The 22718-nt window shown below is 69.2% G+C and carries 20 protein-coding genes and 1 rRNA gene (1 of these 21 cut by a window edge); 11 read left to right on the top strand and 10 right to left on the bottom strand.

Annotation, left to right across the window (positions count from 1 at the left end; translation table 11 throughout):
* The first annotated feature begins 84 nt into the window (after positions 1-84).
* From AC1G9L_RS19630 to AC1G9L_RS19620, 3 genes are read left to right on the top strand one after another with little or no spacing between them, the layout of a single operon-like run.
* Positions 85-435 carry a carboxymuconolactone decarboxylase family protein gene (locus AC1G9L_RS19630; RefSeq protein WP_019801223.1) on the top strand — a complete coding sequence of 117 codons (351 nt, stop codon included), beginning with the start codon at positions 85-87 and terminating at the stop codon, positions 433-435.
* On the top strand, positions 435-833 hold the full coding sequence (locus AC1G9L_RS19625) for a tautomerase family protein (RefSeq protein ID WP_019801224.1): 399 nt from the start codon (positions 435-437) through the stop codon (positions 831-833). Before AC1G9L_RS19630 ends, AC1G9L_RS19625 begins: the two co-directional genes overlap by 1 nt.
* The gene (locus AC1G9L_RS19620; protein WP_019801225.1) at positions 830-1384 is read left to right on the top strand and encodes a DUF4865 family protein; all 555 of its coding nucleotides are present in this window, start codon (positions 830-832) and stop codon (positions 1382-1384) included. Before AC1G9L_RS19625 ends, AC1G9L_RS19620 begins: the two co-directional genes overlap by 4 nt.
* An 18-nt stretch (positions 1385-1402) precedes the next feature.
* On the opposite strand, the gene AC1G9L_RS19615 is transcribed toward AC1G9L_RS19620, so the two are convergent.
* The 6 genes from AC1G9L_RS19615 to radC form a co-directional block, all read right to left on the bottom strand.
* The gene (locus tag AC1G9L_RS19615; protein WP_019801226.1) at positions 1403-2410 is read right to left on the bottom strand and encodes a pyridoxamine 5'-phosphate oxidase family protein; all 1008 of its coding nucleotides are present in this window, start codon (positions 2408-2410) and stop codon (positions 1403-1405) included.
* A 324-nt stretch (positions 2411-2734) separates the two neighbouring features.
* Positions 2735-4786, bottom strand: a complete 2052-nt coding sequence (locus tag AC1G9L_RS19610) for a TonB-dependent receptor domain-containing protein (protein WP_019801227.1) — start codon at positions 4784-4786, stop codon at positions 2735-2737.
* A gap of 251 nt (positions 4787-5037) precedes the next feature.
* The gene (locus AC1G9L_RS19605; protein ID WP_019801228.1) at positions 5038-5793 is read right to left on the bottom strand and encodes an SDR family NAD(P)-dependent oxidoreductase; all 756 of its coding nucleotides are present in this window, start codon (positions 5791-5793) and stop codon (positions 5038-5040) included.
* 380 nt (positions 5794-6173) lie between these two features.
* Positions 6174-7019 carry an SPOR domain-containing protein gene (locus AC1G9L_RS19600; protein WP_481069765.1) on the bottom strand — a complete coding sequence of 282 codons (846 nt, stop codon included), beginning with the start codon at positions 7017-7019 and terminating at the stop codon, positions 6174-6176.
* Positions 7020-7034: 15 nt separating this feature from the next.
* Positions 7035-8723 (bottom strand): arginine--tRNA ligase, encoded by a 1689-nt coding sequence (argS, locus tag AC1G9L_RS19595; protein WP_019800498.1) that lies wholly within the window; start codon positions 8721-8723, stop codon positions 7035-7037.
* Positions 8724-8919: 196 nt separating this feature from the next.
* Complete coding sequence (radC, locus tag AC1G9L_RS19590) at positions 8920-9594, bottom strand: RadC family protein (RefSeq protein WP_481069764.1); 675 nt, start codon at positions 9592-9594, stop codon at positions 8920-8922.
* A 96-nt stretch (positions 9595-9690) separates the two neighbouring features.
* Between radC and coaBC the strand changes: the two genes are divergently transcribed.
* The 3 genes from coaBC to AC1G9L_RS19575 are packed head-to-tail and all read left to right on the top strand — an operon-like array spanning position 9691 to position 13787.
* Complete coding sequence (gene coaBC / locus AC1G9L_RS19585; protein WP_481069763.1) at positions 9691-10968, top strand: bifunctional phosphopantothenoylcysteine decarboxylase/phosphopantothenate--cysteine ligase CoaBC; 1278 nt, start codon at positions 9691-9693, stop codon at positions 10966-10968.
* Positions 10965-11435: a dUTP diphosphatase gene (gene dut, locus AC1G9L_RS19580; protein WP_010342059.1), complete on the top strand. Its 471-nt coding sequence runs from the start codon at positions 10965-10967 to the stop codon at positions 11433-11435. The genes coaBC and dut overlap by 4 nt, the downstream gene beginning before the upstream one ends.
* Positions 11436-11450: 15 nt before the next feature.
* Positions 11451-13787, top strand: coding sequence for a phosphomannomutase/phosphoglucomutase (locus AC1G9L_RS19575; protein WP_481069762.1), 2337 nt, complete (start codon positions 11451-11453; stop codon positions 13785-13787).
* A 49-nt stretch (positions 13788-13836) separates the two neighbouring features.
* Here the strand turns inward: AC1G9L_RS19575 and AC1G9L_RS19570 are convergent, their stop codons facing one another.
* Together AC1G9L_RS19570 and pyrE are read right to left on the bottom strand one after the other, a co-directional pair.
* The gene (locus AC1G9L_RS19570) at positions 13837-14508 is read right to left on the bottom strand and encodes a hypothetical protein (RefSeq protein ID WP_481069761.1); all 672 of its coding nucleotides are present in this window, start codon (positions 14506-14508) and stop codon (positions 13837-13839) included.
* Between the two features lie 18 nt (positions 14509-14526).
* Positions 14527-15186, bottom strand: a complete 660-nt coding sequence (gene pyrE, locus AC1G9L_RS19565; protein ID WP_019802407.1) for an orotate phosphoribosyltransferase — start codon at positions 15184-15186, stop codon at positions 14527-14529.
* 129 nt (positions 15187-15315) lie between these two features.
* On the opposite strand from pyrE, the gene AC1G9L_RS19560 reads away from it, so the two are divergent.
* The 3 genes from AC1G9L_RS19560 to AC1G9L_RS19550 all read left to right on the top strand — a co-directional run bounded on the left by AC1G9L_RS19560 (position 15316) and on the right by AC1G9L_RS19550 (position 17725).
* A complete protein-coding gene (locus AC1G9L_RS19560) occupies positions 15316-16116 on the top strand; it encodes an exodeoxyribonuclease III (RefSeq protein WP_019802408.1) in 801 nt (266 codons plus the stop codon).
* Positions 16113-17432, top strand: coding sequence for an AmpG family muropeptide MFS transporter (locus AC1G9L_RS19555; RefSeq protein ID WP_019802409.1), 1320 nt, complete (start codon positions 16113-16115; stop codon positions 17430-17432). The genes AC1G9L_RS19560 and AC1G9L_RS19555 overlap by 4 nt, the downstream gene beginning before the upstream one ends.
* Positions 17433-17497: 65 nt before the next feature.
* Positions 17498-17725, top strand: a complete 228-nt coding sequence (locus AC1G9L_RS19550; protein WP_010342053.1) for a hypothetical protein — start codon at positions 17498-17500, stop codon at positions 17723-17725.
* A gap of 15 nt (positions 17726-17740) precedes the next feature.
* On the opposite strand, the gene AC1G9L_RS19545 is transcribed toward AC1G9L_RS19550, so the two are convergent.
* Positions 17741-18868 (bottom strand): anhydro-N-acetylmuramic acid kinase, encoded by a 1128-nt coding sequence (locus AC1G9L_RS19545; protein ID WP_481069760.1) that lies wholly within the window; start codon positions 18866-18868, stop codon positions 17741-17743.
* 89 nt (positions 18869-18957) lie between these two features.
* Positions 18958-20412: a peptidoglycan DD-metalloendopeptidase family protein gene (locus tag AC1G9L_RS19540; protein WP_481069759.1), complete on the bottom strand. Its 1455-nt coding sequence runs from the start codon at positions 20410-20412 to the stop codon at positions 18958-18960.
* Between the two features lie 168 nt (positions 20413-20580).
* Here AC1G9L_RS19540 and tyrS point away from each other — a divergent pair, with 168 nt between their 5' ends.
* Together tyrS and AC1G9L_RS19530 are read left to right on the top strand one after the other, a co-directional pair.
* A complete protein-coding gene (gene tyrS / locus AC1G9L_RS19535) occupies positions 20581-21792 on the top strand; it encodes a tyrosine--tRNA ligase (RefSeq protein ID WP_019800848.1) in 1212 nt (403 codons plus the stop codon).
* A 768-nt stretch (positions 21793-22560) separates the two neighbouring features.
* Positions 22561-22718: ribosomal RNA gene (locus AC1G9L_RS19530) — 16S ribosomal RNA — on the top strand (it continues 1387 nt past the right edge of the window).

Raw genomic sequence — 22718 nt, 5'->3', positions numbered from 1 at the left:
AGATGGTCGTTTCGATATTTTCCGATTTTTCGGAAGGTTGTGCGCGACTAGGCTGTTCCCGTTCCCCCATGCGAGGCCTGCCCGATGTCCGACCCAGCCACCCCGTTTCCTTCTCCCCAGGCCGCGTTCGGCGACATCGCGCCGGCCTTCGCCCGCCTGACCGACGAGGTGCTGTTCGCCGAGGTGTGGCAGCGCCCGGGACTGTCGCCGCGCGAACGCAGCCTGGTCACGGTGGCGGCGCTGGTGGCGCTGTCTCGCCTGGAGCAGCTGCCGTTTCACCTGGCGCGCGCGCTGGACAACGGCCTGGACCGCGACACCCTGGCCGAAGCCATCACCCACCTGGCGTTCTACGCCGGCTGGCCGTGCGCGGCATCGGCGCTGCCGTTGCTGCGCGCCGCCGACGCGGCGAAGCCGGCCACGATGGAGGCGCGCTGATGCCGTACGCCCGCATCTCGCTACTGCGCGGTCATCCGCCTGCCTACCTGCGCGCGCTGTCGGCCAGCCTCTACCAGGCCATGCACGAGGCCTTCGACGTGCCGGCTGGCGACTGCTTCCAGGTCATCCACCAGCACGACCCGGACGAACTGGTGTTCGACCGCCACTACCTGGGCGGGCCGCGCTCGGAGGGCTTCGTGCTGATCGCCATCACCGCCGGCCGCGAACGCAGCGACGCCTGCAAGCAGGCGTTCTACCGGCGGCTGGTCGAATTGCTGGCGATCGCGCCGGGGATCGCCCCGGAGGACGTGATGGTCACCATCGTCACCACCGCGGCGCAGGACTGGTCCTTCGGCGGCGGCCGTGCGGGCATCGTGGCCAGCGGAGCGCCGGCATGATCGCCATGCAGTACAGCATCGCGCTGCCGGCGGACTACGACATGGCGATCATCCGCCGCCGCATCGCCGACAAGGGGCCGTTGCTCGATACGCTGCCGGGGCTGTGGTTCAAGGCTTACCTGGTCGCAGATCGTGGCGATCCGCTCCTGCACGCCCGGCAGAACCTGTATGCGCCGTTCTATCTGTGGCGCGATGCGGCAGCGATGCATGCGTTTCTCGCCGGTCCCGCGTTCGCCGCACTGTGCGAGGCCTTCGGCCGCCCGCCAGTGCAGTCGTGGATGGTCGGCACGGCATGGACGTCCGCGGCGCTGCGCACGGCGCGCTACGCCACCCGCGTACTTCAAGCTCCATCAGCGGACTTGGAGAACGACGCCGACGCTATGCGTGCGCCCGACGAACGCATGCTGGCCACGGTGCACGGTTACGAACCGCAGGGATGGACGCGGCTGCGGTTTCATCTGTGGCGCGACCTGCCGCCGGCGGACGACGATGCGCACTGCTATGCGGTGCATCACCTCAGCGCGCCCGGCGCGATCGACGCAGATGGGTGAACCGGCGGCATTGCGCGCTCAGTACATGTTCTTCTTGTAGTCGGCCTGCAGTCCTTTGCGGACCATGCCGGGCACCGAGACCGCCGCGCGCAGCAGCGTGGCCTGGGCGCCGCGCGCGCCGCTGCGCCTGACGTGGTCGCGGAAGATCGTCGGCGGGTTCAGGTCGTGTGCGATGGCAGTGGGCGGCCAGTGGTCGAAGCGGCGCAGCGCAGGACTGTGGATGTCTTCGAGCACTGCCGGCAGCACCCGCACCGCCAGATGCGGAACGCGTCCATCGACCGCGAGCGCGCTGCGGATCGCTGCATCGGTGCTGGGACGGGCGAGCCCTTCGATGCGCACGCAGCGCGCGCTGCCGGGGCGCAGCGCCAGCAGCGCGATCTGCGGCCGCGCCAGCAGATTGCCCAGGCTGTCGACGCGGCGATTGCCTGGGCGGTCGGCGAACCACCAGGCGTCGCGGTGGGATTGCAGCAAGGCGCCGGCGCGATCGCCGCGCGGGCTGACATCGACGCGGCCTTCGGCATCGGCGGTGGCCAGCACCAGCAGCCGGCAACTTCCCAGAAATCCAGCCGGGGTCTGCGGCGGCGCTTCGTCGGTGGATTCCGCGGCCTGCCACCAGTCGGCGCGGAGCAGGGCCTTGGCGCAGTGCAGATAGCATTCCTCGACGGCAACGAACACGCGCGTGCCATCGTCGCCGGCGATGCGGCCATTGATGCGCAGGGTCTCGCCCAGGCCGCGCACCAGGAACAGCGCGCCGAAGCCGGCGCCGACAGGCGTGTGGGCCGTATCCAGCGCCTGCAGCGGGATCGACAGCAGGTGCGGGGTGTCGCCGCGCGCAAAGCCGGGCGCACCGCTGCCCACGCTCAGCGCCAGGCGCTGAGCCGCGACGCCGGCGAACAGCAGCGGGCTGGCGGCCAGCCAGCGCAGCGCGTGCGCGTCCAGATGGTCGATCACCTTCATGTCGCGTGGACCAGGCAGACGGCCCACGCAATCCTGCAGCTGTGCCGCGTCGGTAATGAAGTCGGTCATCGCCGCGGCCCCCGCGAGGAAAGGCCGGCGCGGTCGAACGGAGAGGGAGAGAGCATCGCAAAGCACTCCGGTGAACGGGCGGGAGGCTTGCGCGAAGGCTGGCGACGCCTGGAAACGTACCACATGCGGCGAGGACGTCGCATCCGACGACTGCGCGGCGATCCTTGCCCAGGCAAACGCCGCTGCCGGGCACTTCTCACCCCGGGACGTGTCCCATCGGCGCGGTTTCTTCAGACGCGATGGTGGCGTTCGCGGTGAAGCCCGTCGCGGCTGAAGCCGCTCCTGCGCAGCACGCTGTGGCGGATGCAGGTGATGCGAGGTGCCCTACAGCCGCAGTTCGAAACCGAGATAGGCGGAACGTCCGGGCGCTGGCGAAAACATCGGCTGGTCGTTGCCGCCCCAGAAGAAGTTGTCGTACCAGACGTAGGCATAGCGCGCGTCGGTGAGGTTCTTCATCTGCAGGTCGAGGCTTGCGCGCGGGCTGAGCTGGTAGCGCACGCTGGCATCGACCACGCGGAAGCCGCCGTACTTGCCCTGCGTGTTGCGTTCGTCGATGTAGTAGTCGCCCTGCGCGCGCGCCTGCACGCCGAACTTCCAGCGCGCGCCGCGTCGGTAGTCGAGGCCGACGTTGCTGATGTAGCGCGGCGTGGAGAACACCTCGCGTCCGCGCAGCGACTCGCCGGTGGCGGTGTAGGCGCTGACCACCTTGGCTTCCTGCAGCGCGTGCGAGATCCACGCCGTCCAGCGTTCGCCCAGTTGTGTGCTCAGTTGCAGGTCCACGCCTTGCCGGCGGGTCTGGCCGAGGCCGACCGTGGTGCCGGTGCTGGGCATGTTCGCCACTTCGTCGGTGGCGTCCTGGCGCCAGACTGCCACGCGCGCCTCGGTGCCGGCCACCGGCTGCAGTTTCAGGCCAAGCTCCTTGCCGGTGTTGATCGAGGGCCGGAACGCCGGCTGGCCCGGGGTGGGATAGGCCGGCGCGGTGGAGCCGGTGAGGATCTGGAAGGTACGGCCCCAATTGGCGTAGACGCTCAGCTGTGGCGTCAGCGCGTAGATCACGCTGAGCTTGGGCTGGTCGATCCAGCCGTAGCGCTGCAGCGGCGCATGGATGCCGCCAGGCAGCGCGGTCTCGCCGGAGAAACGGTCGGCACGGAACGCCGGCACGATCTTCAGCGCATCGGTCGGTTGCAGCACCGCCTGCAGGTACAGGCCGAGATTGTCCAGGCTGTAGCGGTCGTCGTTCTGCACGCGTGCCGGGGCGCGGTCGAAATCGGTCGGCACGCTGTAGGCATAGCGCGCGCGGCGGTAGCGGTTGTCCTGGTGCTCGGCGTTGAGGCCGGCTTCCACGCTGAGCAGGTCGCTGGCCTGCCAGGTGACGGTACTGAGCAGACCCGTCTGGGTTTCGTTCCATTGCCGGCGCTGCCGCGGCGCGTTGCCCACCGGGTAATTGGTGAAGGTGACGCGGCGGTCGTCTTCATAGCGGTTGAAGTACAGCGTATTACGCAGGTGCAGGCCGCCGCCGAGTTTGAAGTCGGCATGCACGCTGGCCTGGCGCATGTCGCGGTCGTCGCCGTCGTTGGCGTTCTTCGGCGGCGACTGTTCGCGGTCCTCGGCCAACTCGGTGGCAGTGAGGAAGCCCGGTTCGTCGGTGTCGTGATGGTAGGCGCGGGCGATCAGGCCGATGCGGGCGGCATCGTCGTCTTCGCCATAGAACCATTTGCCGCCCAGGGTGTACTTGCGCGAGCTGTCGTGCTGGCGATAGCCATGCGCGGCCTGCGCACCGACGAAATAGTTCTGCGCCAGGCCATTGGCCTCATGGCCGACGGCGTACTGCAGTTCGCGGGTGGCGAAGCTGCCATAGCGCAGCCGCAGGTCCTGGTAGTCGCCGCCCTGGCGGGTGGCGATGTTGAAGTTACCGCCGATGTTGTGCAGGCCGTAACGCGGATCGTTGGTGCCGCGCACCACCTCGATGTAGGCGATCTCCAGCGGGAAGATCATGTCGATGAAGCGTTGGTTGCCGCTGTTGACGTTGCTCGGCACGCCGTCGATCAGCACCTTGATGCCGTTGATGTAGCCCTCGCCATTGAAGGCACGGAAGGTGACCTTGCCGGACTCGGCACCCTGGCGGGTTTCGGTGAGCTGCATGCCGGGCATCTGCCCAAGCAGCTCCCAGCTGTTCATGACGGCCTTGTCGCCGATCTGTTCGCTGCCGAGCACGTCGACCGAACTGAGGATATTGCGCGTGGACAGCGAGGCGGCACTGTGGCGCCTCGCTTCCACGGTGCCGAGCGTGGTGGTGGTGTCGGTCGACGTCTGCGCGGCGCCGTCGCCGGCCGCGAGCCCGGCCAGCACGGCGAGGGCATGAGTGTAGGTCTTCATGGTGGCTGTGGACGAAGCGGAGGGGATACTGGCGGCGGTGGACTGCAGGCGAGCCGATGGCGCGTCGCCCGATTTGCGGGCGTGGCTGCATGAAAGATATGTTATATCATTTCGTTAAGGTATTGTCGGAATTGCCATCCGACCGGCGCAGTCGATGCGCGTCGCTCGCGTGGCGGTAGAGGGGCTTCCGCCGCGTGAGCGTGAGAAAAGAAGCGTCATGGCGGGGCCGCGCGTCGCGGCCCCGCGGCCGTTCAGACCGGTTGCCGCGCGACCTGGAAGCCAGCGAAGGACTGCGTCACCGGCATGATTTCCAGCCGATTGATGTTCAGATGCGGCGGCAGCGTCGCCACCCAGAAGATCTGTTCGGCGATGTCCTCGGCGGTCATCGGCTGTGCGCCCTGGTAGAGCGTGTCCGAAGCCTTCTGGTCGCCATGGGTGCGGACCAGGGTGAACTCGGTCTCGGCCATGCCCGGTTCGATCGCGGTCACGCGCACGCCGGTGCCATGCAGGTCCGAGCGCAGGCCCAGCGAGAACTGGCTGACGAAGGCCTTGGTGCCGCCGTAGGTATTGCCGCCGGGGTAGGGATACAGCGCGGCGACCGAACTGATGTTGATGATCGCGCCGCGGCGCTGGATCAGCGTCGGCAGCAGGCGATGGGTCAGCGTCACCAGCGCGGTGACGTTGGTGTCGATCATCGTGCGCCAGTCGTCCAGTTGCGCGGCCTGCGCCGGCGCGGTGCCCTGGGCCAGACCGGCGTTGTTGACCAGCAGGTCGATGCCGCGGAACGCCTCGGGCAGCGCCGCCAGCATCGCGTCCAGCGCGTCGGTGTCGCGGATGTCGAAGGCGGCGATGTGCACGCGTTCGGCGCCGAAGGCGTCCAGCAGCGGCTGCAGGCGATCGGCGCGGCGGCCGGTGGCGATCACGCGCCAGCCCGCGTCGACGAAGCGGCGCACGGCGGCGGCGCCGAAACCGGAAGTGGCACCGGTGATCAGGGCAGTCTGAGTCATTGGAGGGCCGTGAATCGGGAGGGGGGAATCGGGAATGGTAAAAGCAAAACCCGGTCGCGCGCGTCGACAGCGCGTGTGCCCGTGGGGGAAGTCGGCTTCGATGATTGATACGGGCCAGCGCGGCGCGACAGCTCGCGCATCCGAAGCATCTTCAAGCCTCGTCGCGCGGAACGGGACGTGCTCGCGCCCCCCATTCCAGATTCCCTGGCGACTAAGTCTTTTGCGTAGTCGCCGGCAGATCGCCGTCGTGGAACTGCAGCGTCATCTCGGGGCCAGCGCGGCCCAATGTCAGCGGCGACAACGCATCCGCGCACGTACAGGTGAAAACGGCAAGAAAGCCGCTTCTCCCATTCCCGATTCCCGAATCCCGATTCCCAGCCTCACTGCGCCTTGATCGCGATCGCCGACAGCCCGCTGCCGTTCAACTTCTGCTTGGCCTCGGCCAGTTCGCTGGCGGTGCCGTAGGGCCCCATGCGGACGCGGTACACGGTCTTGCCGCTGATCTGCGCCGATTCCACGCGCGCCGACAGGCCCAGCATCGCCAGCTTGGCCTTGGTCGACTCGGCATCGCCGGAGGCGCCGAACGAGCCGGCTTGCAGGATGTAGCGTGCGGTGTCGGGGGCTGCAGTCGCCGCGGCCGCCGCGGCCGCTGCCGGTGCGGTGGTCGCGGCCGGCGTTGCCGCCGCGGTCGCCGGCCTGGAGGCGGCCGGCGTGGCGCTGGCCGCGGTGCTAGGCGTTTCCGGCAGCGGGGTCGGATTGGCGGCCGTCGCGGTCGGCGCAGTGGCGGCCGCGGCTGGGGTGGTGCCGGCGGCCGCCGTGCCTGCGGTGGCCTGCGCCTTGGCCTGGCGAATGGCCTCGGCGCGCGCGCTGGCGGCCAGTTCGGCGTCGGACATCTGCACTTCCTTGCCGGGTAGCAGGGTGTAGAAGTCGTACTGGGTCTGCGCGTCCTTCTTCGCCTCCGGCTTGGTGCTGCCGGCCGCATTGGCGGCGGGTTTGGGCAGATCCGGGGCTGCATCGACGTCGGCATCGGCCACCGGGGCGGGCTGCGCGTCCGGATTGGCGCGCGGGCCGCCCACGCGCAGGAAGTCGCCGTCCTTCTTGAACAGGCCCGGCGCGCCGAGGAACACCACCGCGGCGATCGCCGCGCCGGCGATCAGCCACACCCATCCGGGCGTGCCGTTGCCGGTGTTGCGCCGGGCCTGGGTCTTACCGCGTCGTGCTGCCATTTACCGCTTCTCCACTCACATTTTTTCCGGGGCCGAGACGCCCAGGAGATTCAGACCGTTCGCCAGCACCTGCTGCGCCGCCACCGCCAGGGTCAGCTTGGCGTTGCGCTCGCCGGCGTCGTCCACCAGCACCGGGGTGCCGTGGTACCAGGTGTGGAAGGCCGTGGCCAGTTCGCGCAGGTATTGCGCGATCAGGTGCGGCTCCAGCGCATGTCCCGCATTCTCCACCACTTCCGGGTAGCGCGAGAGTTCCTGCATCAGTTCCAGCGAGGTCGCGTCGCTGAGCCGGTTCAGCTGCGCCTGGCCGTCGGCCTGGTCGTAGTCCAGCTTCTTCTCCTGCGCCTGGCGCAGCAGGCTGCACACGCGGGCATGCGCGTACTGCACGTAGAACACCGGGTTGTCGTTGCTCTGCTGGCGCGCCAGGTCGATGTCGAAGGTGAGCTGCGAATCGGGCTTGCGCGCGATCAGGAACCAGCGCGTGGCATCGCGGCCGGCTTCCTCGATCAGGTCGCGCAGGGTCAGGTAGCTGCCGGCGCGCTTGGACAGCTTCACTTCCTCGCCGCCGCGCATCACCGTGACCATCTGGTGCAGCACGTATTCCGGCCAGCCCTTCGGGATGCCCAGGTCCATCGCCTGCAGGCCGGCGCGCACGCGCGCCAGCGAGCCGTGGTGGTCGGCACCCAGTTCGGTGATGGCGCGCACGTAGCCACGCTGCCACTTGCTCAGGTGGTAGGCCACGTCTGGCACGAAGTAGGTGTAGGTGCCGTCGGACTTGCGCATCACGCGGTCCTTGTCGTCGCCGAAATCGGTGGATTTCAGCCACAGCGCGCCACCGTCCTCGTAGGTGTGGCCGGAGGCGACCAGCTTCTGCACCGCCTCCTCGACCTTGCCGTCGCGGTACAGCGAGCTTTCCAGGAAGTAGATGTCGAAATCCACGCCGAACGCGGCCAGGTCGTGGTTCTGCTCGTTGCGCAGATAGGCCACGGCGAAGCGGCGGATCGCGTCCAGGTCCTGCGGGTCCTTGGCGCCGGTGACCACGTGGCCCTCCAGGTCGACTGCAGCACCGGCCATGTAGGCCTCGGCCACGTCCTGGATGTAGTCGCCGCGGTAGCCTTCTTCCGGCCAGTCCGGGCTGTCCGGGGTCTTGCCCAGGGCGCGCGCCTGCACCGAACGCGCCAGGTTCTCGATCTGGTTGCCGCCGTCGTTGTAGTAGAACTCGCGCTTGGCGTTCCAGCCGTTGGCCTCGAGCAGGCGCGCCAGGCAGTCGCCGATGGCCGCGGCGCGGCCGTGGCCGACGTGCAGCGGCCCGGTCGGGTTGGCCGAGACGTACTCCACGCCCACGGTGCGGCCGTTGCCGACCAGGCTGCGGCCGTAGTCCTCGCCCTGCTTGAGCACCGCCAGCACCTCGCGCTGATAGGCGCCGGGGCCGAGGTGGAAATTGATGAAGCCGGGGCCGGCGATCTCGACCTTGCTGACATCGTCGTTGGCCGGCAACGCGTCCACCAGTTGCTGGGCGAGGGCGCGCGGATTGGTGCGCGCGGCCTTGGCCAGCAGCATTGCCGCGTTGGTGGCGAAGTCGCCGTGCTCGCGGGTCTTGGGGCGCTCGACCACGAAGTCCGGCGGCAGGGTGTCAGCCGGCAGGGTGCCATTGGCGCGCAAGGCTTCGATGCCTTGACCGATCAGGGCGCGGAGTTGGGATTTCACGAGATCTCTGCTTGAAGCGCGGAACCGGCGATTTTACCCGACCCGCCGCCTCCCGGCCCGTCCCGGGTTCAGCCCGACCTCAGCCGTGGCGCCGTGACCGGGCGCAGGCGCCTTGGGCTCGCTGCGCGCCCGCGCGGCCGGGGTCGCCTTGCTGTGCGCGCGCGCCACCCCGGCCCAGCCCGCCACGCGCATCGGTTCAGGCCCAGCCGCGCGAAGCCATCGAGACCGGGACGCCGTCGCCGACGATGAAGTGGTCGAGCAGGCGCACGTCGATCAGGTCCAGCGCCTGTTTCAGCCGCTCGGTGACAGCGCGGTCGGCGGGCGAGGGTTCCGGGTTCCCGGACGGGTGGTTGTGGCCGATGATCACCGCGGCGGCGTTGAGCGTGAGCGCACGCCGCACCACCTCGCGCGGATGCACCTCGGCGCCGTCCACGGTGCCCTGGAACAGTTCCTCGAAGGCCAGCCAGCGGTGCCGGGTGTCCAGGAACAAGGCGGCGAAGACCTCGTACGGCCGCGCCCGCAGGCGTTGCGCGAAGTAACGGCCGGCGGTGACCGGGTTGCTGAGGGTGTCGCCGCGCTGCAGTTCCGCGGCCAGGTGGCGCTGGCCCAGTTCCAGCGCCGCCGACAGCTGGCAGGCCCGCGCCGGCCCCAGCCCGGGCAGGCGCACCAGGTCGCCGGGCGACCGGTCCAGCAGCGTGCGCAACGGCCCGTGCCGGTGCAGCAGGTCGCGCGAGGTGCGTACCGCGTCGCTGCCGGGCAGGCCGGAGCCGAGAAAGATCGCCAGCAGTTCGGCGTCGGAAAGGGCCCGGGGACCGCGCGCCAGCAGCTTTTCCCGGGGACGTTCTTCGCAGGGCCAGTCGGAGATGTGCATATCGCCAGGGTGCCGGCCGACATGGCGCAACGGTATCAGGCCGCCAAAAGCCATCGGGTAAGCTAATCGTCCTTGTATGGGTAGGACATTCCCGACGTGACCGCGATTTTCGAGAGGCCCCTGCCGGGGCGACGTGTGCTGTTGTGCGTCGGCGGGGGAATCGCCGCCTACAAGGCGCTGGAACTGGTGCGGCGGCTGCGCGATGCCGGTGCCGAGGTCCAGGTGGCGATGACCGCCGGTGCGCAGCAGTTCGTCACCCCGCTGAGCTTCCAGGCGCTGTCCGGCCATCTCACCCGCACCACGCTGTGGGACAGCGGCGCGGAGCAGGCGATGGGCCATCTGGAACTGGCCCGCTGGGCCGAACACATCGTGGTGGCGCCGGCCACCGCCGACCTGCTGGCGCGCCTGGCGCACGGGCTGGCCGACGACCTGGTCGGCACGCTGTGCCTGGCCAGCACCGCCCCGCTGACCGTGTGCCCGGCGATGAACCACCGCATGTGGCTGCACCCGGCCACCCAGGCCAACATCGCCACCCTGCGCCAGCGCGGCGCACAGGTGGTCGGCCCCAACGACGGCCCGCTGGCCGAAGGCGAGTCCGGCCCCGGCCGCCTGGCCGAGCCCGGGCAGATCGTCGCGGCGCTCGCCGGGCGCACGGACCAGGGCGCCGCGTCGGCCACGCCGGCCGCCGCCACCGCCGTCCCGTCGCGTTCCGGCACTGGCGCCACCGGCGCCCTGCGCGGCCTGCGCCTGCTGATCAGCGCCGGTCCCACCTACGAAGACCTGGATCCGGTGCGCTACCTGGGCAATCGCAGCAGCGGCAAGATGGGCTACGCGCTGGCCGCGGCCGCGGCCCGGCAGGGCGCCGAGGTGGTGCTGGTCAGCGGTCCGGTGCATTTGTCTACGCCCGATGGCGTACAGCGCATCGACGTGCGCTCGGCCGCGCAGATGCGCGAGGCGGTGCTGGGCGCACTGCCGGCGGACATCTACATCGGCACTGCCGCGGTCGCCGATTACACGCCAAAACACGTGGCGGCGCAGAAGATCAAGAAGAGCGGCGAGACCCTGACCCTGGAGCTGACCCGGACCCCGGACATCCTGGCCGAGGTCGCCGCGCAGACCCAGGCGCTGAAGCTGGTGGTCGGTTTCGCCGCCGAGACCCACGACATCGAGCGCTATGCCCGTGGCAAACTCGCCGACAAGCACCTGGACCTGATCGTGGCCAACCGGGTGGGGGTGGCAGGCAACGGCTTCGAGAGCGACCAGAACGCGGCCACCGCCTATTGGCAGGACGGCGAACGCGACTTCCCGGCGGTCTCCAAGACGCAGCTGGCCGAACAACTGCTGGACCTGATCGCGCAGAGGCTGCACGCATGAGCACTCCCACGCCCCATCCGCTGCAGGTGAAGCTGCTGGATCCGCGCTTCGGCGACAGCTGGCCGCTGCCCGACTACGCCACCGAAGCCAGCGCCGGGCTCGACCTGCGCGCGGCCACCGAGGCGCCGCTGACCCTGGCCCCGGGCGACACCGCGCTGATCCCCAGCGGCCTGTCCATCTACATCGCCGATCCGCAGCTGTGCGCGGTGGTGCTGCCGCGTTCGGGCCTGGGCCACCGCCACGGCATCGTGCTCGGCAACGGCACCGGCCTGATCGATGCCGACTACCAGGGACCGCTGCTGATCAGCGTCTGGAACCGCGGCCGCGAGGACTTCACCATCGCCCCCGGCGACCGCATCGCGCAACTGGTGGTGATGCCGGTCGTGCGTGTTGCCCTGCAGGTGGTGGATACTTTCGCCGACAGCGCCAGGGGAACGGGTGGATTCGGCCATACCGGAGTGCGCTGACAGGGGATCGTCTGCATGAGCGAGGCAACACAAGCGCGGCCGGTGCCGCAGGGTCTGCGCAAGGTGGCGCCTCTGCTGACGGTGCTGCTGGTGCTGATGGTCGTCTGGTTCGGCTGGAGCGGGGTCGAGCAATGGCGCGCCGAACAGGCCGCCACCACCCTGGAGCAGGCGCGCGATGCCGCGGTGACGCAGACCCAGCAGGCGCTGGCGGGCGTGGGCAAACGCCTGTCCGAGCGCTTGCAGCAGCCGGCCGTGCAGGCGGCCCTGAGCCGCGGCGACGCCGCGGCCGCGGCCCAGGCGCTGCGCGCGGACTGGGCGCAGGCCGAGGACGCGCAGGTGCTGCCGGCCGACCTGGAACCGGGCTATACCGATGCGGCGCGCTTCGGCTACGGCCGCCTGGCGCTGCTGGAAAAGACCCTGCTGAGCGACAAGATCGCCAGTGCGGTGATTCGCGACGGCGGCGGCCCGCGGCTCGGGCTGGCCGCGCCGGTATCGCTGGGCGGCACCCCCGCGGTGGCCTACCTGCGCCTGCCCCTGGCGCTGTTGACCGACCCGGTCGCGCAGGCGCCGGTGCCGGGCAGCGGCTATCTGGCGCTGCGCCAGGGCAACTACGACGTGATTGCCGCCGGCAACAATGCGCTGCACGACCGTGCCGACGCGCTGTCGCGCCCGGTCGGCGACAGCGGCCTGCGCATGGTCGCCTCGCTGCCGGATAGCGAAGCCGGCCCGCTGGGGCTGGGGGCGATGCCCTGCCTGCTGGTCGCCGGCCTCTGCCTGGTGCTGGGCGCACTGCTGTTGCTGGCCGCGCGCGGGCGCCTGCCGCAGCCGCGGGTACGCCGCGCCGACGCAGCGGCCACCGAAGAACACACCCTGCAGCAGAGCCTGCAGCGCCAGGAGCCGCCCCCGCCGCCGCCCTCGGCCGCCGAGGAGGCCGCGCCGGCCAAGCCGGTGCCGGCGTTCGCGGTGGCACCGGAGATCTTCCGCGCCTACGACATCCGCGGCGTGGTCGGCCGCGACCTCAGCCCGCAGGTCGCGGCGCTGATCGGCCAGGCGATCGGCGCGGTGATGCAGGAGCAGGGACTCAACGAGGTGGTGGTCGGCCGCGATGGCCGCCTGTCCGGTCCGGAACTGTCGGCCGCGCTGATCGAAGGCCTGCGCCGCGCCGGTTGCCATGTCACCGACATCGGCCTGGCGCCGACCCCGGTGGTCTACTTCGCTGCCTATCACCTGCGCGCCGGCAGCTGCGTGGCGGTCACCGGCAGCCACAACCCGGCCGACTACAACGGTTTCAAGATCGTGGTCGGTGGCGAGACGCTGTCCGGCGCGGCCATCGCCGACCTGTACGCGCGGATCAGCGCCGGCCGCCTGCCCACGGCCGAGGAGCCGGGCCGGCTGCAGCAGCGCGACGTCGGCGACGACTACATCCAGCGCATTGCCGACGACGTGCAGCTGGACCGCCCGCTCAAGGTCGTGGCCGATGCCGGCAACGGCGTCGGCGGCGAATTGGCGCCGCGGCTGCTGGAAGCGATCGGCGCCGAGGTGGTGCCGTTGTACTGCGACGTCGACGGCACCTTCCCCAACCACCATCCCGATCCCAGCGAGCCGCACAACCTCGAGGACCTGGTGCAGACGGTGCGGCGCTTCGACGCCGACCTGGGCGTGGCCTTCGACGGCGACGCCGACCGCCTCGGCGTGGTCACCAAGGAAGGCACGGTGATCTACCCGGACCGCCTGCTGATGCTGTTCGCCGCCGACGTGCTGCAACGCAACCCCGGCGCGCTGGTGATCTACGACGTCAAGTGCACCGGCAAGCTGTCCGACTACGTGCTGCGCAACGGCGGCAGCCCGCTGGTGTGGAAGACTGGGCATTCGCTGATCAAGGCGAAGATGCGCGAGACCGACGCCGAACTGGCCGGCGAGATGAGCGGCCATTTCTTCTTCAAGGAGCGCTGGTACGGCTTCGACGACGGCCTGTACGCGGCGGCGCGGCTGCTGGAGATCCTGGCCCAGCGCGAGGAATCGCCGTCGGAGGTGCTGGCCGAACTGCCCGACAGCGTGGCCACGCCGGAGATCAAGCTGCCGGTGGACGGGCAGGATGCGCACGCGCTGGTCGCCGACCTGGTCGCCCAGGCACAGCAGGACGGCTCGCCGTTCGCCGGCGCGCGGCTGCTGACCATCGACGGCCTGCGCGTCGACTTCCCGGATGGCTGGGGGCTGGTGCGCGCGTCCAACACCACGCCGGTGCTGGTGCTGCGCTTCGAGGCCGACAACGCGGCGGCGCTGGAGCGGATCAAGGCGCTGTTCCGGGCCCAGGTGCAGGCGGTGCTGCCAGGCCTGGCGCCGACCTTCTGAGCCAGCGGCACGCGCCCGGCTAGGTCCGGGCGCCGAGCCACGCTGCGGCTCAGCCGCCGGCGGTGGTCGCGGTCGCTGCCGGGCCGCCGCCGCGGGCCGCGCGATAACGCTGCAGCACGTCCTCGATTTCCTGGTCCAGGCCGAGTCGCTGCTGTTCGAAGTTCTTCTGCATGCGCAGTTGCCACAGCAGGGCGCGGTGCCGTTGCTGCACGTCGTCGGCGATCTTGGCCGGCACGCTCTGCCCGGCCAGTTCGCGCGCGCCGGCGCCGGACAGCAGGCCGATCAGACCCTGGCGCAGGCTGTCGACGTTGTAGCGGGCGGTGTTGATGTTGTTGTCGACGATGCCGATGCGCTCGGCGAACACCCGGCGCAGTTCGTCCTCGGTCTGGTACGACAGCAGCATCGCCTGGTCGGTGCGCTTGCGCGTCTCCAGCGCGGCCTGGTCGGCGCGCTGCTGCGCGGCATCGGCCGCGGCCGCGGCGCGTTCGTCGGCGTTGAGCGCACGCCCGACCTCGGCGCTGCGCATGCCGCTGGTGGCGTTGAACTCGTCGCGCGCCTGGTTCACCGCTTCCGGCGGCAGCGCGTCGCTGCAGGTGCGTTGGCCGCCCTGGTTCCAGCAATACAGCTTCTTGGACGGTGCCGACGCCTGTTGCGCGGCGGCCGGCAAGGCCAGCAGCGCCAGCATGGCCGGCAGGACGCGGGTGCGTGGTCGGATCGGCATCGTGGCAGCCCCCTGCTGTCAGCCAGACGAAGCGCAACCGTAGCGGGCCCGGTAGGCCAGCAGCGGTTCGCGGAAGCCGACAAGGTCTGCGTTTCCGTCGATGAATGCAAGCAGGTCGCCCAGATGCGCGACCGACACCACAGGAACGCCGGCTTCGGCGGCCACCGCCTGCGCCGCCGAGCGGCGGTCGTCCTCGGCGGCGATCTCCTGGCGGTCCAGCGCGACCAGGATCGCGGCCGGCTCGCCACCGGCGGCACGGATGATGCCCAGCGCCTCGCGGATCGCGGTGCCGGCGGTGATCACATCGTCCACGATCAGCACCCGGCGGCCGGCCAGGGGCGCGCCGATCAGGCTGCCGCCTTCGCCGTGCGCCTTGGCTTCCTTGCGGTTGAACGCCAGCGGCAGGTCGCGCCCGCGCCGCGCGTATTCGCAGGCCACCGCCGTCGCCAGCGGGATGCCCTTGTAGGCCGGGCCGAACAGCAGGTCGAAGTCGAGCCCGGCCGCGTCGGCCGCATCGGCGTAGCAGGCCGCCAGCCGCGCCATGCTGGCACCGGAGTCGAAGCGCCCGGCGTTGAAGAAATAAGGGCTGAGGCGCCCGGACTTCAGCGTGAACTCGCCGAAGCGCAGCGCCTCCGCGTCCAGGGCCAGTTGCAGGAAACGGTGCCGGTAGTCGGTCATTGGGGGGCCGGGAATGGAGAAACGGGAATAGGGAATCGATAAAGCGTACCCCAGCAGGACCGCGAAGACGGAACAACCGCTATGCTTTTCACCATTCCCTATTCCCCTTTCCCCATTCCCGGCTCCTCAATGCGCATCATCAGCTTCAACGCCAACGGCCTGCGGTCGGCCGCCACCAAGGGCTTTTTCGAGTGGTTCGCCACCCAGCAGGCGGATGTGCTGGGCGTGCAGGAGACCAAGGCGCAGGAGCATCAGCTGGCCGGGCCGGCGTTCCTGCCGGACGGCTACCGGGTCTGGTTCCGCGACGCCAGCACCAAGAAGGGCTACAGCGGCGTGGCCATCTACAGCAAGCGTGAACCCGACGAGGTGCGCACCGCGCTGGGCTGGCCGGAGTTCGACGAGGAAGGCCGCTACATCGAGGCCCGCTTCGGCAACCTGAGCGTGGTGTCCTTCTACATTCCCTCCGGTTCCTCCGGCGAGCTGCGCCAGGGCTACAAGTTCCAGGTCATGGACTGGCTGCGGCCGATCCTGGTGGAGTGGCTGTACAGCGGCCGCGACTACGTGCTGTGCGGCGACTGGAACATCGTGCGCTCGGCGCTGGACATCAAGAACTGGAAGTCGAACCAGAAGAACTCCGGCTGCCTGCCGGCCGAGCGCGACTGGCTCAACGGCCTGTGCGCCGACCGTGCCGACGAGGCCGACCCGGCCAGCGGCCGCGGCTGGGTGGATGCGTACCGCGCGCTGCATCCGGACGGCCAGGACTACACCTGGTGGAGCAACCGCGGCGCGGCGCGCGCCAACGACGTCGGTTGGCGCATCGACTACCAGTTCGTCACCCCGACCCTGCGCGAGCGCCTGCAAGGCTGTTCCATCTATACCGCGCAGCGCTTCTCCGACCATGCGCCGTTCACGGTGGACTACCGCGAATGAGCGGCGGCACCTCCGCGGCGCCGGTGTCCTACAAGGGCTGGGCCGGGATCAAGCGCGCCTTCGCCACGCCGTCGGCGGCGACGATGGCGCTGCTGGGCTTCGGCAGCGGCCTGCCGTTCCTGCTGATCGCCTCGCAGACCCTGTCCACGCGCCTGCGCGACGTCGGCCTGGACCTGGGCAGCATCGGCCTGATCAGCCTGGCCAGCTTCTTCTACCTGCTCAAGTTCCTGTGGGCGCCGCTGCTGGACCGTTACCGCTTCCCGCTGTTCGGCTTCCTCGGCCGGCGCCGTTCGTGGCTGCTGGTCGCGCAGCTGGGCGTGGCCATCGGCCTGGTGGCGCTGGCCTTCACCCGCCCGGAGCTGAGCGTGGGCGCGCTGGTGCTGTGGGTGCTGATCGCCTCCTTCGCCGGCGCCACCCAGGACTCGGTGGTGGACGCCTACCGCATCGAGATCGCGCCGTCCTCGGCGCAGGCCGCGCTCGCCGCGACCTACACCTTCGGCTATCGCATCGGCCTGATCCTGTCCGGCGCCGGCGCGCTGTATCTGGCGCAGTTCGGCAACTGGACCTTGGCCTATCTGGTCATGGCCGGGCTGATGCTGCTGCCGATCGTCACCACCCTGGTGTGCCGCGAGCCGGAAGTGCCGGTGTCGACCGTGGTGCGCAGGATCGACGTGGTCGGTGCGTTCTGGCAGCCGATCTCCAGCTTCTTCTCCAGCAACGGCCTGGCGCTGGGCCTGGCCCTGCTGCTGTTCGTGGGCCTGTTCAAGTTCCCCGACCAGGTGATCGGGGTGATGTCCGGCCCGTTCTACCTGGACTCGGGCTTCGACAAGGCCGACATCGCCACCGTCTCCAAGCTGTTCGGGGTCTGGATGGGGATTGCCGGCGCCTTCGCCGGCGGCCTGGCGGTGGCGGCCTTCGGCTTCCGACGCATGCTGCTCGTCGCCGCGCTGGGCGTGGCGCTGTCCAACCTGGCGTTCCTGCTGATGGCGCACAACCCTGGCCAGCTCTGGTCGTTCTACGCCGCGCTCAGCGCCGACAACCTGTTCCAGGGCTTCGCCGGCACCGTGCTGGTCGCCTTCATGTCCTCGCTGACCGACCGCAACTTCACCGCCACCCAGTACGCGCTGCTGGTGTCGCTGGCCAACCTGCCGGGCAAGTTCGTCGGCGGCGTCTCCGGCTACATCGTCGAAGCCACCTCCTACAGCACCTTCTTCGTGCTCAGCGCCTTCACCGTGATCCCGACCCTGTTGCTGCTGGCCTGGCTGTGGCCGCGGATCCGCGAACAGACGCCACAGGCGGCCGCCTCCAGCGATTGAAAGGCGGTCCCCGGGCAGGGATGATGGGCAGCGGCGCATGCGTGCGCCGCCGTCCGGGAGTCCGCATGAGCGACCTTGTGTTGCGCGATATCGACCCGTTCCTGCTCGAACGCATCCGCCGCATCGCCGTCGCGCGCGGCTGGACCCAGCGCCAGGCGGTGCTGGCGCTGATCGAGCAGGGCCTGTTCTCCAGCGAGTACGACGTACGCAGCGGCTTCGAGCACCGCGAAGTGGATGCGCTGTCGGAGGCGATCGCAGCGTTGCGCGCGCTGCCCGCCGGCAGCGGTTTCTGAATCCCGACGCCGTGCTTACGCGGGGTGGATCGCGCCAAGGATGCGCGGCCCGCGCGCGCCGCTGACCGACGGCAGGTTGCCTGGCAACCCGGCCAGGGTCTGCCGCGCCAGCCAGGCGAAGCCCATCGCTTCGATGTAGTCCGGGTCCAGGCCCTGTGCCTGGGTCGACTGCACCCGCATCCCCGGCAAGCGCGCCTGCAACCGCGCCAGCAGCAGCGGGTTGTGCACGCCGCCGCCGCACACCAGCAACTGCCGGGTCGCCGGTTGCTGCGCCAGCAATGCATCGGCGACGGTGGCCGCGGTCAGTTCCAGCAGCGTCGCCTGCACGCTGGCCGGCGCGGGCGCCGGGGTATCCAGGCAGGCCTCCAGCCAGCGCAGGTGGAACTGCTCGCGCCCGGTGCTCTTGGGCGGCGGCAGCGCGAACCACGGATCGGCCAGCAGGCGCTGCAGCAGGTCGGCGTCGACCGCGCCGCTGGCGGCGAAGGCGCCGCCCGCATCGTAGGGCTGGCCGCGATGGCGCTGGCACCAGGCATCGAGCAGTGCGTTGGCCGGGCCGGTGTCGAACCCGCGCACGGCACCGTGCGCCGGCAGCAGGGTCAGGTTGCCGATGCCACCGAGGTTGAGCACCGCCCGGTCCTCGTGCGCCGCGCCCAGCATCGCCGCGTGGAAGGCCGGCATCAGCGGCGCGCCATGGCCGCCAGCGGCGACATCGCGGCGGCGGAAATCGCAGACCGTGGCGATGCCGGTCAGTTCGGCGATGCGGTTGCCGTCGCCGAGCTGCCAGGTGAAGGCGGGGTTCGCCAGCGGGCGATGGCGCACGGTCTGTCCGTGCGACCCGATCGCGCGCACCGCGGCCGGCGCGACCCCGGCATCGTCGAGCAAGCGCAGCGCCGCCTCGGCGAAGGCGATCGCAACCTCGGCATCGAGTTGCCCCAGCGCGTCCAGCGAGGCGATGTCGCCGCCTTCGCCCAGCGCGATCAGCGCCGCGCGCTGCTGCGGTGCCCAGGCATAGGTGCGGCCCAACTGCAGCTGCGGGTTGCCGTCGTGGCCGAAACGCACCAGCGCGGCATCGATGCCGTCGGCGCTGGTGCCGGACATCAGGCCCAGGAACAGGGCGTCGTCGGGAACGGAAGGCGAGGACATGCTGGGCACCAGGCGGCGGTCGGCGCCGCAGCGTGTGCCAGGCGCCGCCGCCCGTCAATGCGCGGCGCGGCGGAAGCGGACGCCAGGGCTCAGCCGGCGTCGTGCGAGGCGGCGGCCTTGGACGAGGCGACGACCTTCTTCTTCTTCGCCCCCGGCTCGTCGGCATCGGCGTAGATCAGCTTTTCCACGCGCTGGATGCGCGCCAGCGCCGGCGAGGTCTGTGCGCGGAACGCGGCCAGTTCGGCCCCGGCCAGCGGGGTCGGCGGCGGCATCGTCACCGAGGCCGGATTGCGCTGCACGCCGTCCACGCGGAATTCGTAATGCAGGTGCGGACCGGTGGCCATGCCGGTCATGCCGACGTAGCCGATCACCGTGCCCTGGTTGATGCGCTGGCCGGCCTTGATCCCGCCGAAGCGCGACATGTGCCCGTACAGCGTGCTGTAGCCCTTGCCGTGATCCAGGATGACGACGTTGCCGTAGCCGCGCTGGGTGCCGACGAACTGCACCCGCGCATCGCCGGCGGCCATGATCGGGGTGCCGGTCGGCGCCGCGTAGTCGATGCCCTTGTGCATGCGCATGGTGCCCAGCACCGGGTGCTTGCGCGCGCCGAAGGTGGAGCTGATGCGGCTGTAGGACACCGGCATGCGGATGAAGCTCTTCTTCAGCGGCCGCCCGGTCACGTCGAAGTACTCGGCCGGCTTGCCGCCGCGCTCGAAGCGGAAGCCGCTGTAGGTCTTGCCGCGGGTGGTGAAGGTCGCCGCCAGGATCTTGCTGGTGTCGATGCGCTCGCCTTCGCGCCAGGTCTCGTCCATGACCACGCTGAAGCGGTCGCCCGGCTGTAGGTCCTTGTCGAAGTCGATGTCGTACTTGAAGATCTCGTCGGTCATCGTCGCGATCGCCGACGGCGACAGCCCGGCCTTGCGTGCGGCCACGTACAGCGAGCTGGTGATCTCGCCGCTGGTGACCACGGTGCGCGTGCTGGTCTCGCGCTCGATCACCTTTTCCTTGATGTCGTCGCCCAACAGCGACAGCTCCACCCGGTGGGTGGCATCGCGGTCGAAGCGCAGGGCGCGCAGGTCGCCGGTCGTTGCCAGGTCGAAGCCGATCTCGGCGCCCGGGCGCAGCTTGGTCAGCGCGTCGTGGGTGCCCGGATGGTCCAGCACCCGCTGCATCACCGTGGCGGGGATGCCGAGCTTCTCGAACACCGAGCCCAGGGTCTGTCCGGACTCGATCTGCACCACCTGCCAGTTGTCGGTGATCGCCGCCTGCTGTTGCTGCGCCAGCGAGATCGGCGGCAACGGCAGCGCCAGCGTCGCCTGCGTGGTCTGCAGCGGCACGTCGATGGCGTTGGAGAAGCCCGGGACGATGGTGGCGACCATCGCACCGATGGTGGCGAACAGGCTGGCGTGGATCCAGTGGCGGCGCGTCCAGCGGCCGGCGGGAAGATGTTCCTTCAACTTGCGATGCAGCGCAGTGTCGTGGAGAACGTGAAGGCGTTGCTGGAACCGCTGCCGGCGCGCGCGTTCCTGATCACTGTTGGGCATCAAGGCTTCCTCACGAGCCCGAAGCGCGAGCTCAAAACTCGGCTACCATAAACATCGTTCCACAGCGCGTCAAACCATTGAGCCGGCTCGAATTTTCACCTGGCTGCACGGTTAACTCGCTCTTAACGCCATTCACGTTTGTTGACGCCATTCGCCGGAGTTCCTGTTTTGTCCACGATCGAAGAGTCCCTTGCCCTGATCGGCCGCGGTGCCGACGAAATCCTCAAGCGTGAAGAACTGGAGGCCCGCCTGCGCAGCGGCCGCCCGCTGCGGATCAAGGCCGGCTTCGATCCCACCGCGCCGGACCTGCACATCGGTCACACCGTGCTGTTGAACAAGATGCGCCAGTTCCAGGACCTGGGGCACCAGGTGATCTTCCTGATCGGCGACTTCACCGGCATGATCGGCGACCCGACCGGCAAGAACGTCACCCGCAAGCCGCTGACCCGCGAGGACGTGCTGGCCAACGCCCGCACCTACGAGGAGCAGGTGTTCAAGGTGCTGGACCGGGAGCGCACCGAGGTCCGCTTCAACTCCGAATGGTTCGGGCAGATGAGCGCGGCCGACATGATCCGCCTGGCCGGCCAGCACACCGTGGCGCGCATGCTCGAGCGCGACGACTTCGCCAAGCGTTACGCGGCGCAGCAGTCCATCGCCATCCACGAGTTCCTGTACCCGCTGGTGCAGGGCTACGACTCGGTGGCGCTGAAGGCCGACGTCGAACTGGGCGGCACCGACCAGAAGTTCAACCTGCTGATGGGCCGCGGCCTGCAGGAGCATTACGGGCAGCCGGCGCAGATCGTGCTGACGATGCCGCTGCTGGAGGGGCTGGACGGGGTCAACAAGATGTCCAAGTCGCTGGGCAACTACATCGGCATCAGCGAACCGGCGATCGACATCGTCACCAAGACCATGAAGATCGGCGACGAGCTGATGTGGCGCTGGATCGAACTGCTGTCCTTCGATATCGGCGTGAACGAAGCGCAGGCGCTGCGCCAGCAGGTGCAGGCCGGCAGCCTGCATCCGCGCGAGGTGAAGCTGCGCCTGGCACGCGAATTGACCACCCGCTTCCACGATGCCGCCGCCGCCGAGCAGGCCATCGTCGGCTGGCACGCCGTGGTGACCGGGCAGGGCGACACCAGCGCCTTGCCGTTGCAACAAGTCGCCGTGCCGGCGGAAGGCCTGCGGATCGCCGCGCTGCTGACCGCTGCGGGGCTGACCGCCAGCAACTCCGAGGCAAGCCGCAAGCTGAAGGAGCGGGCGGTGCGCGTGACTGGCGAAGTGGTGGAGGATCCGCAGCAGAGCTTCGCGCCGGGCTTCGAAGGCGTGCTGCAGGTCGGCAAGCGGACGTTCGCCCGGGTGCAACTGATCGCCGGGTAAGGCCGCGCCTCGCCACTGCGGCTGGTCCGCAGTGGCGGGAGGTCAAGGGCATGCGTGCGGCGCATGCTCTCTATATAGATAGCGGTCGATCTACAGTCGGTCTGCCTATCGACAGAGACGTCGGCTACTTCCAGGTATTGATGGCCCCAGCGGGGCCTGACGACCTGCCAGCAGGCTTGCCGCGACGGGAGAGTGAAAAAATTTTTCACACCCTCTTCCCAAGTGGGCGATTTGGGGCCATACTTTCCCTCCCCTGACGCAACGCCTTCACGGCAACGCGGCAAGGGCGTCAAAACCTCTTCAAAAAGGTGTTGACGAAGTGAAAAAGTCGGCTAATATGGCCGGCTAGCTTCGAGGAAAAGCCTACGGGTTTGGACGAAGAAGCGGCGTCAACCACCTGATCAAAAGGTGTTGACGGCAAGAAAAAAGCCGCTATGATGGGCGGCTCGGTTCGACGAAAAGCCTTCGGGTTTGAAGACGAACCGGCGTCAACCGCCTCGAAATGAGGTGTTGACGGAAACAAAAAGCCCGCTATAATGGGCGGCTCACTCGGACGGAAACGTCGGGGCGAAAAAGGGAAAGGCGCTGAGGCCGGCCCCGAGGTTCTTTGACAGTGTGCGCAGGTAACTTGTGAGGACGCCTGCAGATGGAAGTATGTCCATCTTGCAGACGTTCGAATCAAGAGCAACAAATCAATTGCTTTGCAAGCGATACGTAGCTTGGTTTGAACTCTGCATATCAAAGCTTTTGCCTTCGGGCATGTAGTTTTAAGTGAAGAGTTTGATCCTGGCTCAGAGTGAACGCTGGCGGCAGGCCTAACACATGCAAGTCGAACGGCAGCACAGGAGAGCTTGCTCTCTGGGTGGCGAGTGGCGGACGGGTGAGGAATACATCGGAATCTACCTTTTCGTGGGGGATAACGTAGG

The sequence above is a fragment of the Xanthomonas sp. NCPPB 1132 genome (assembly GCF_056629235.1).
This window is presented reverse-complemented; position numbering and strand designations above follow the sequence as displayed.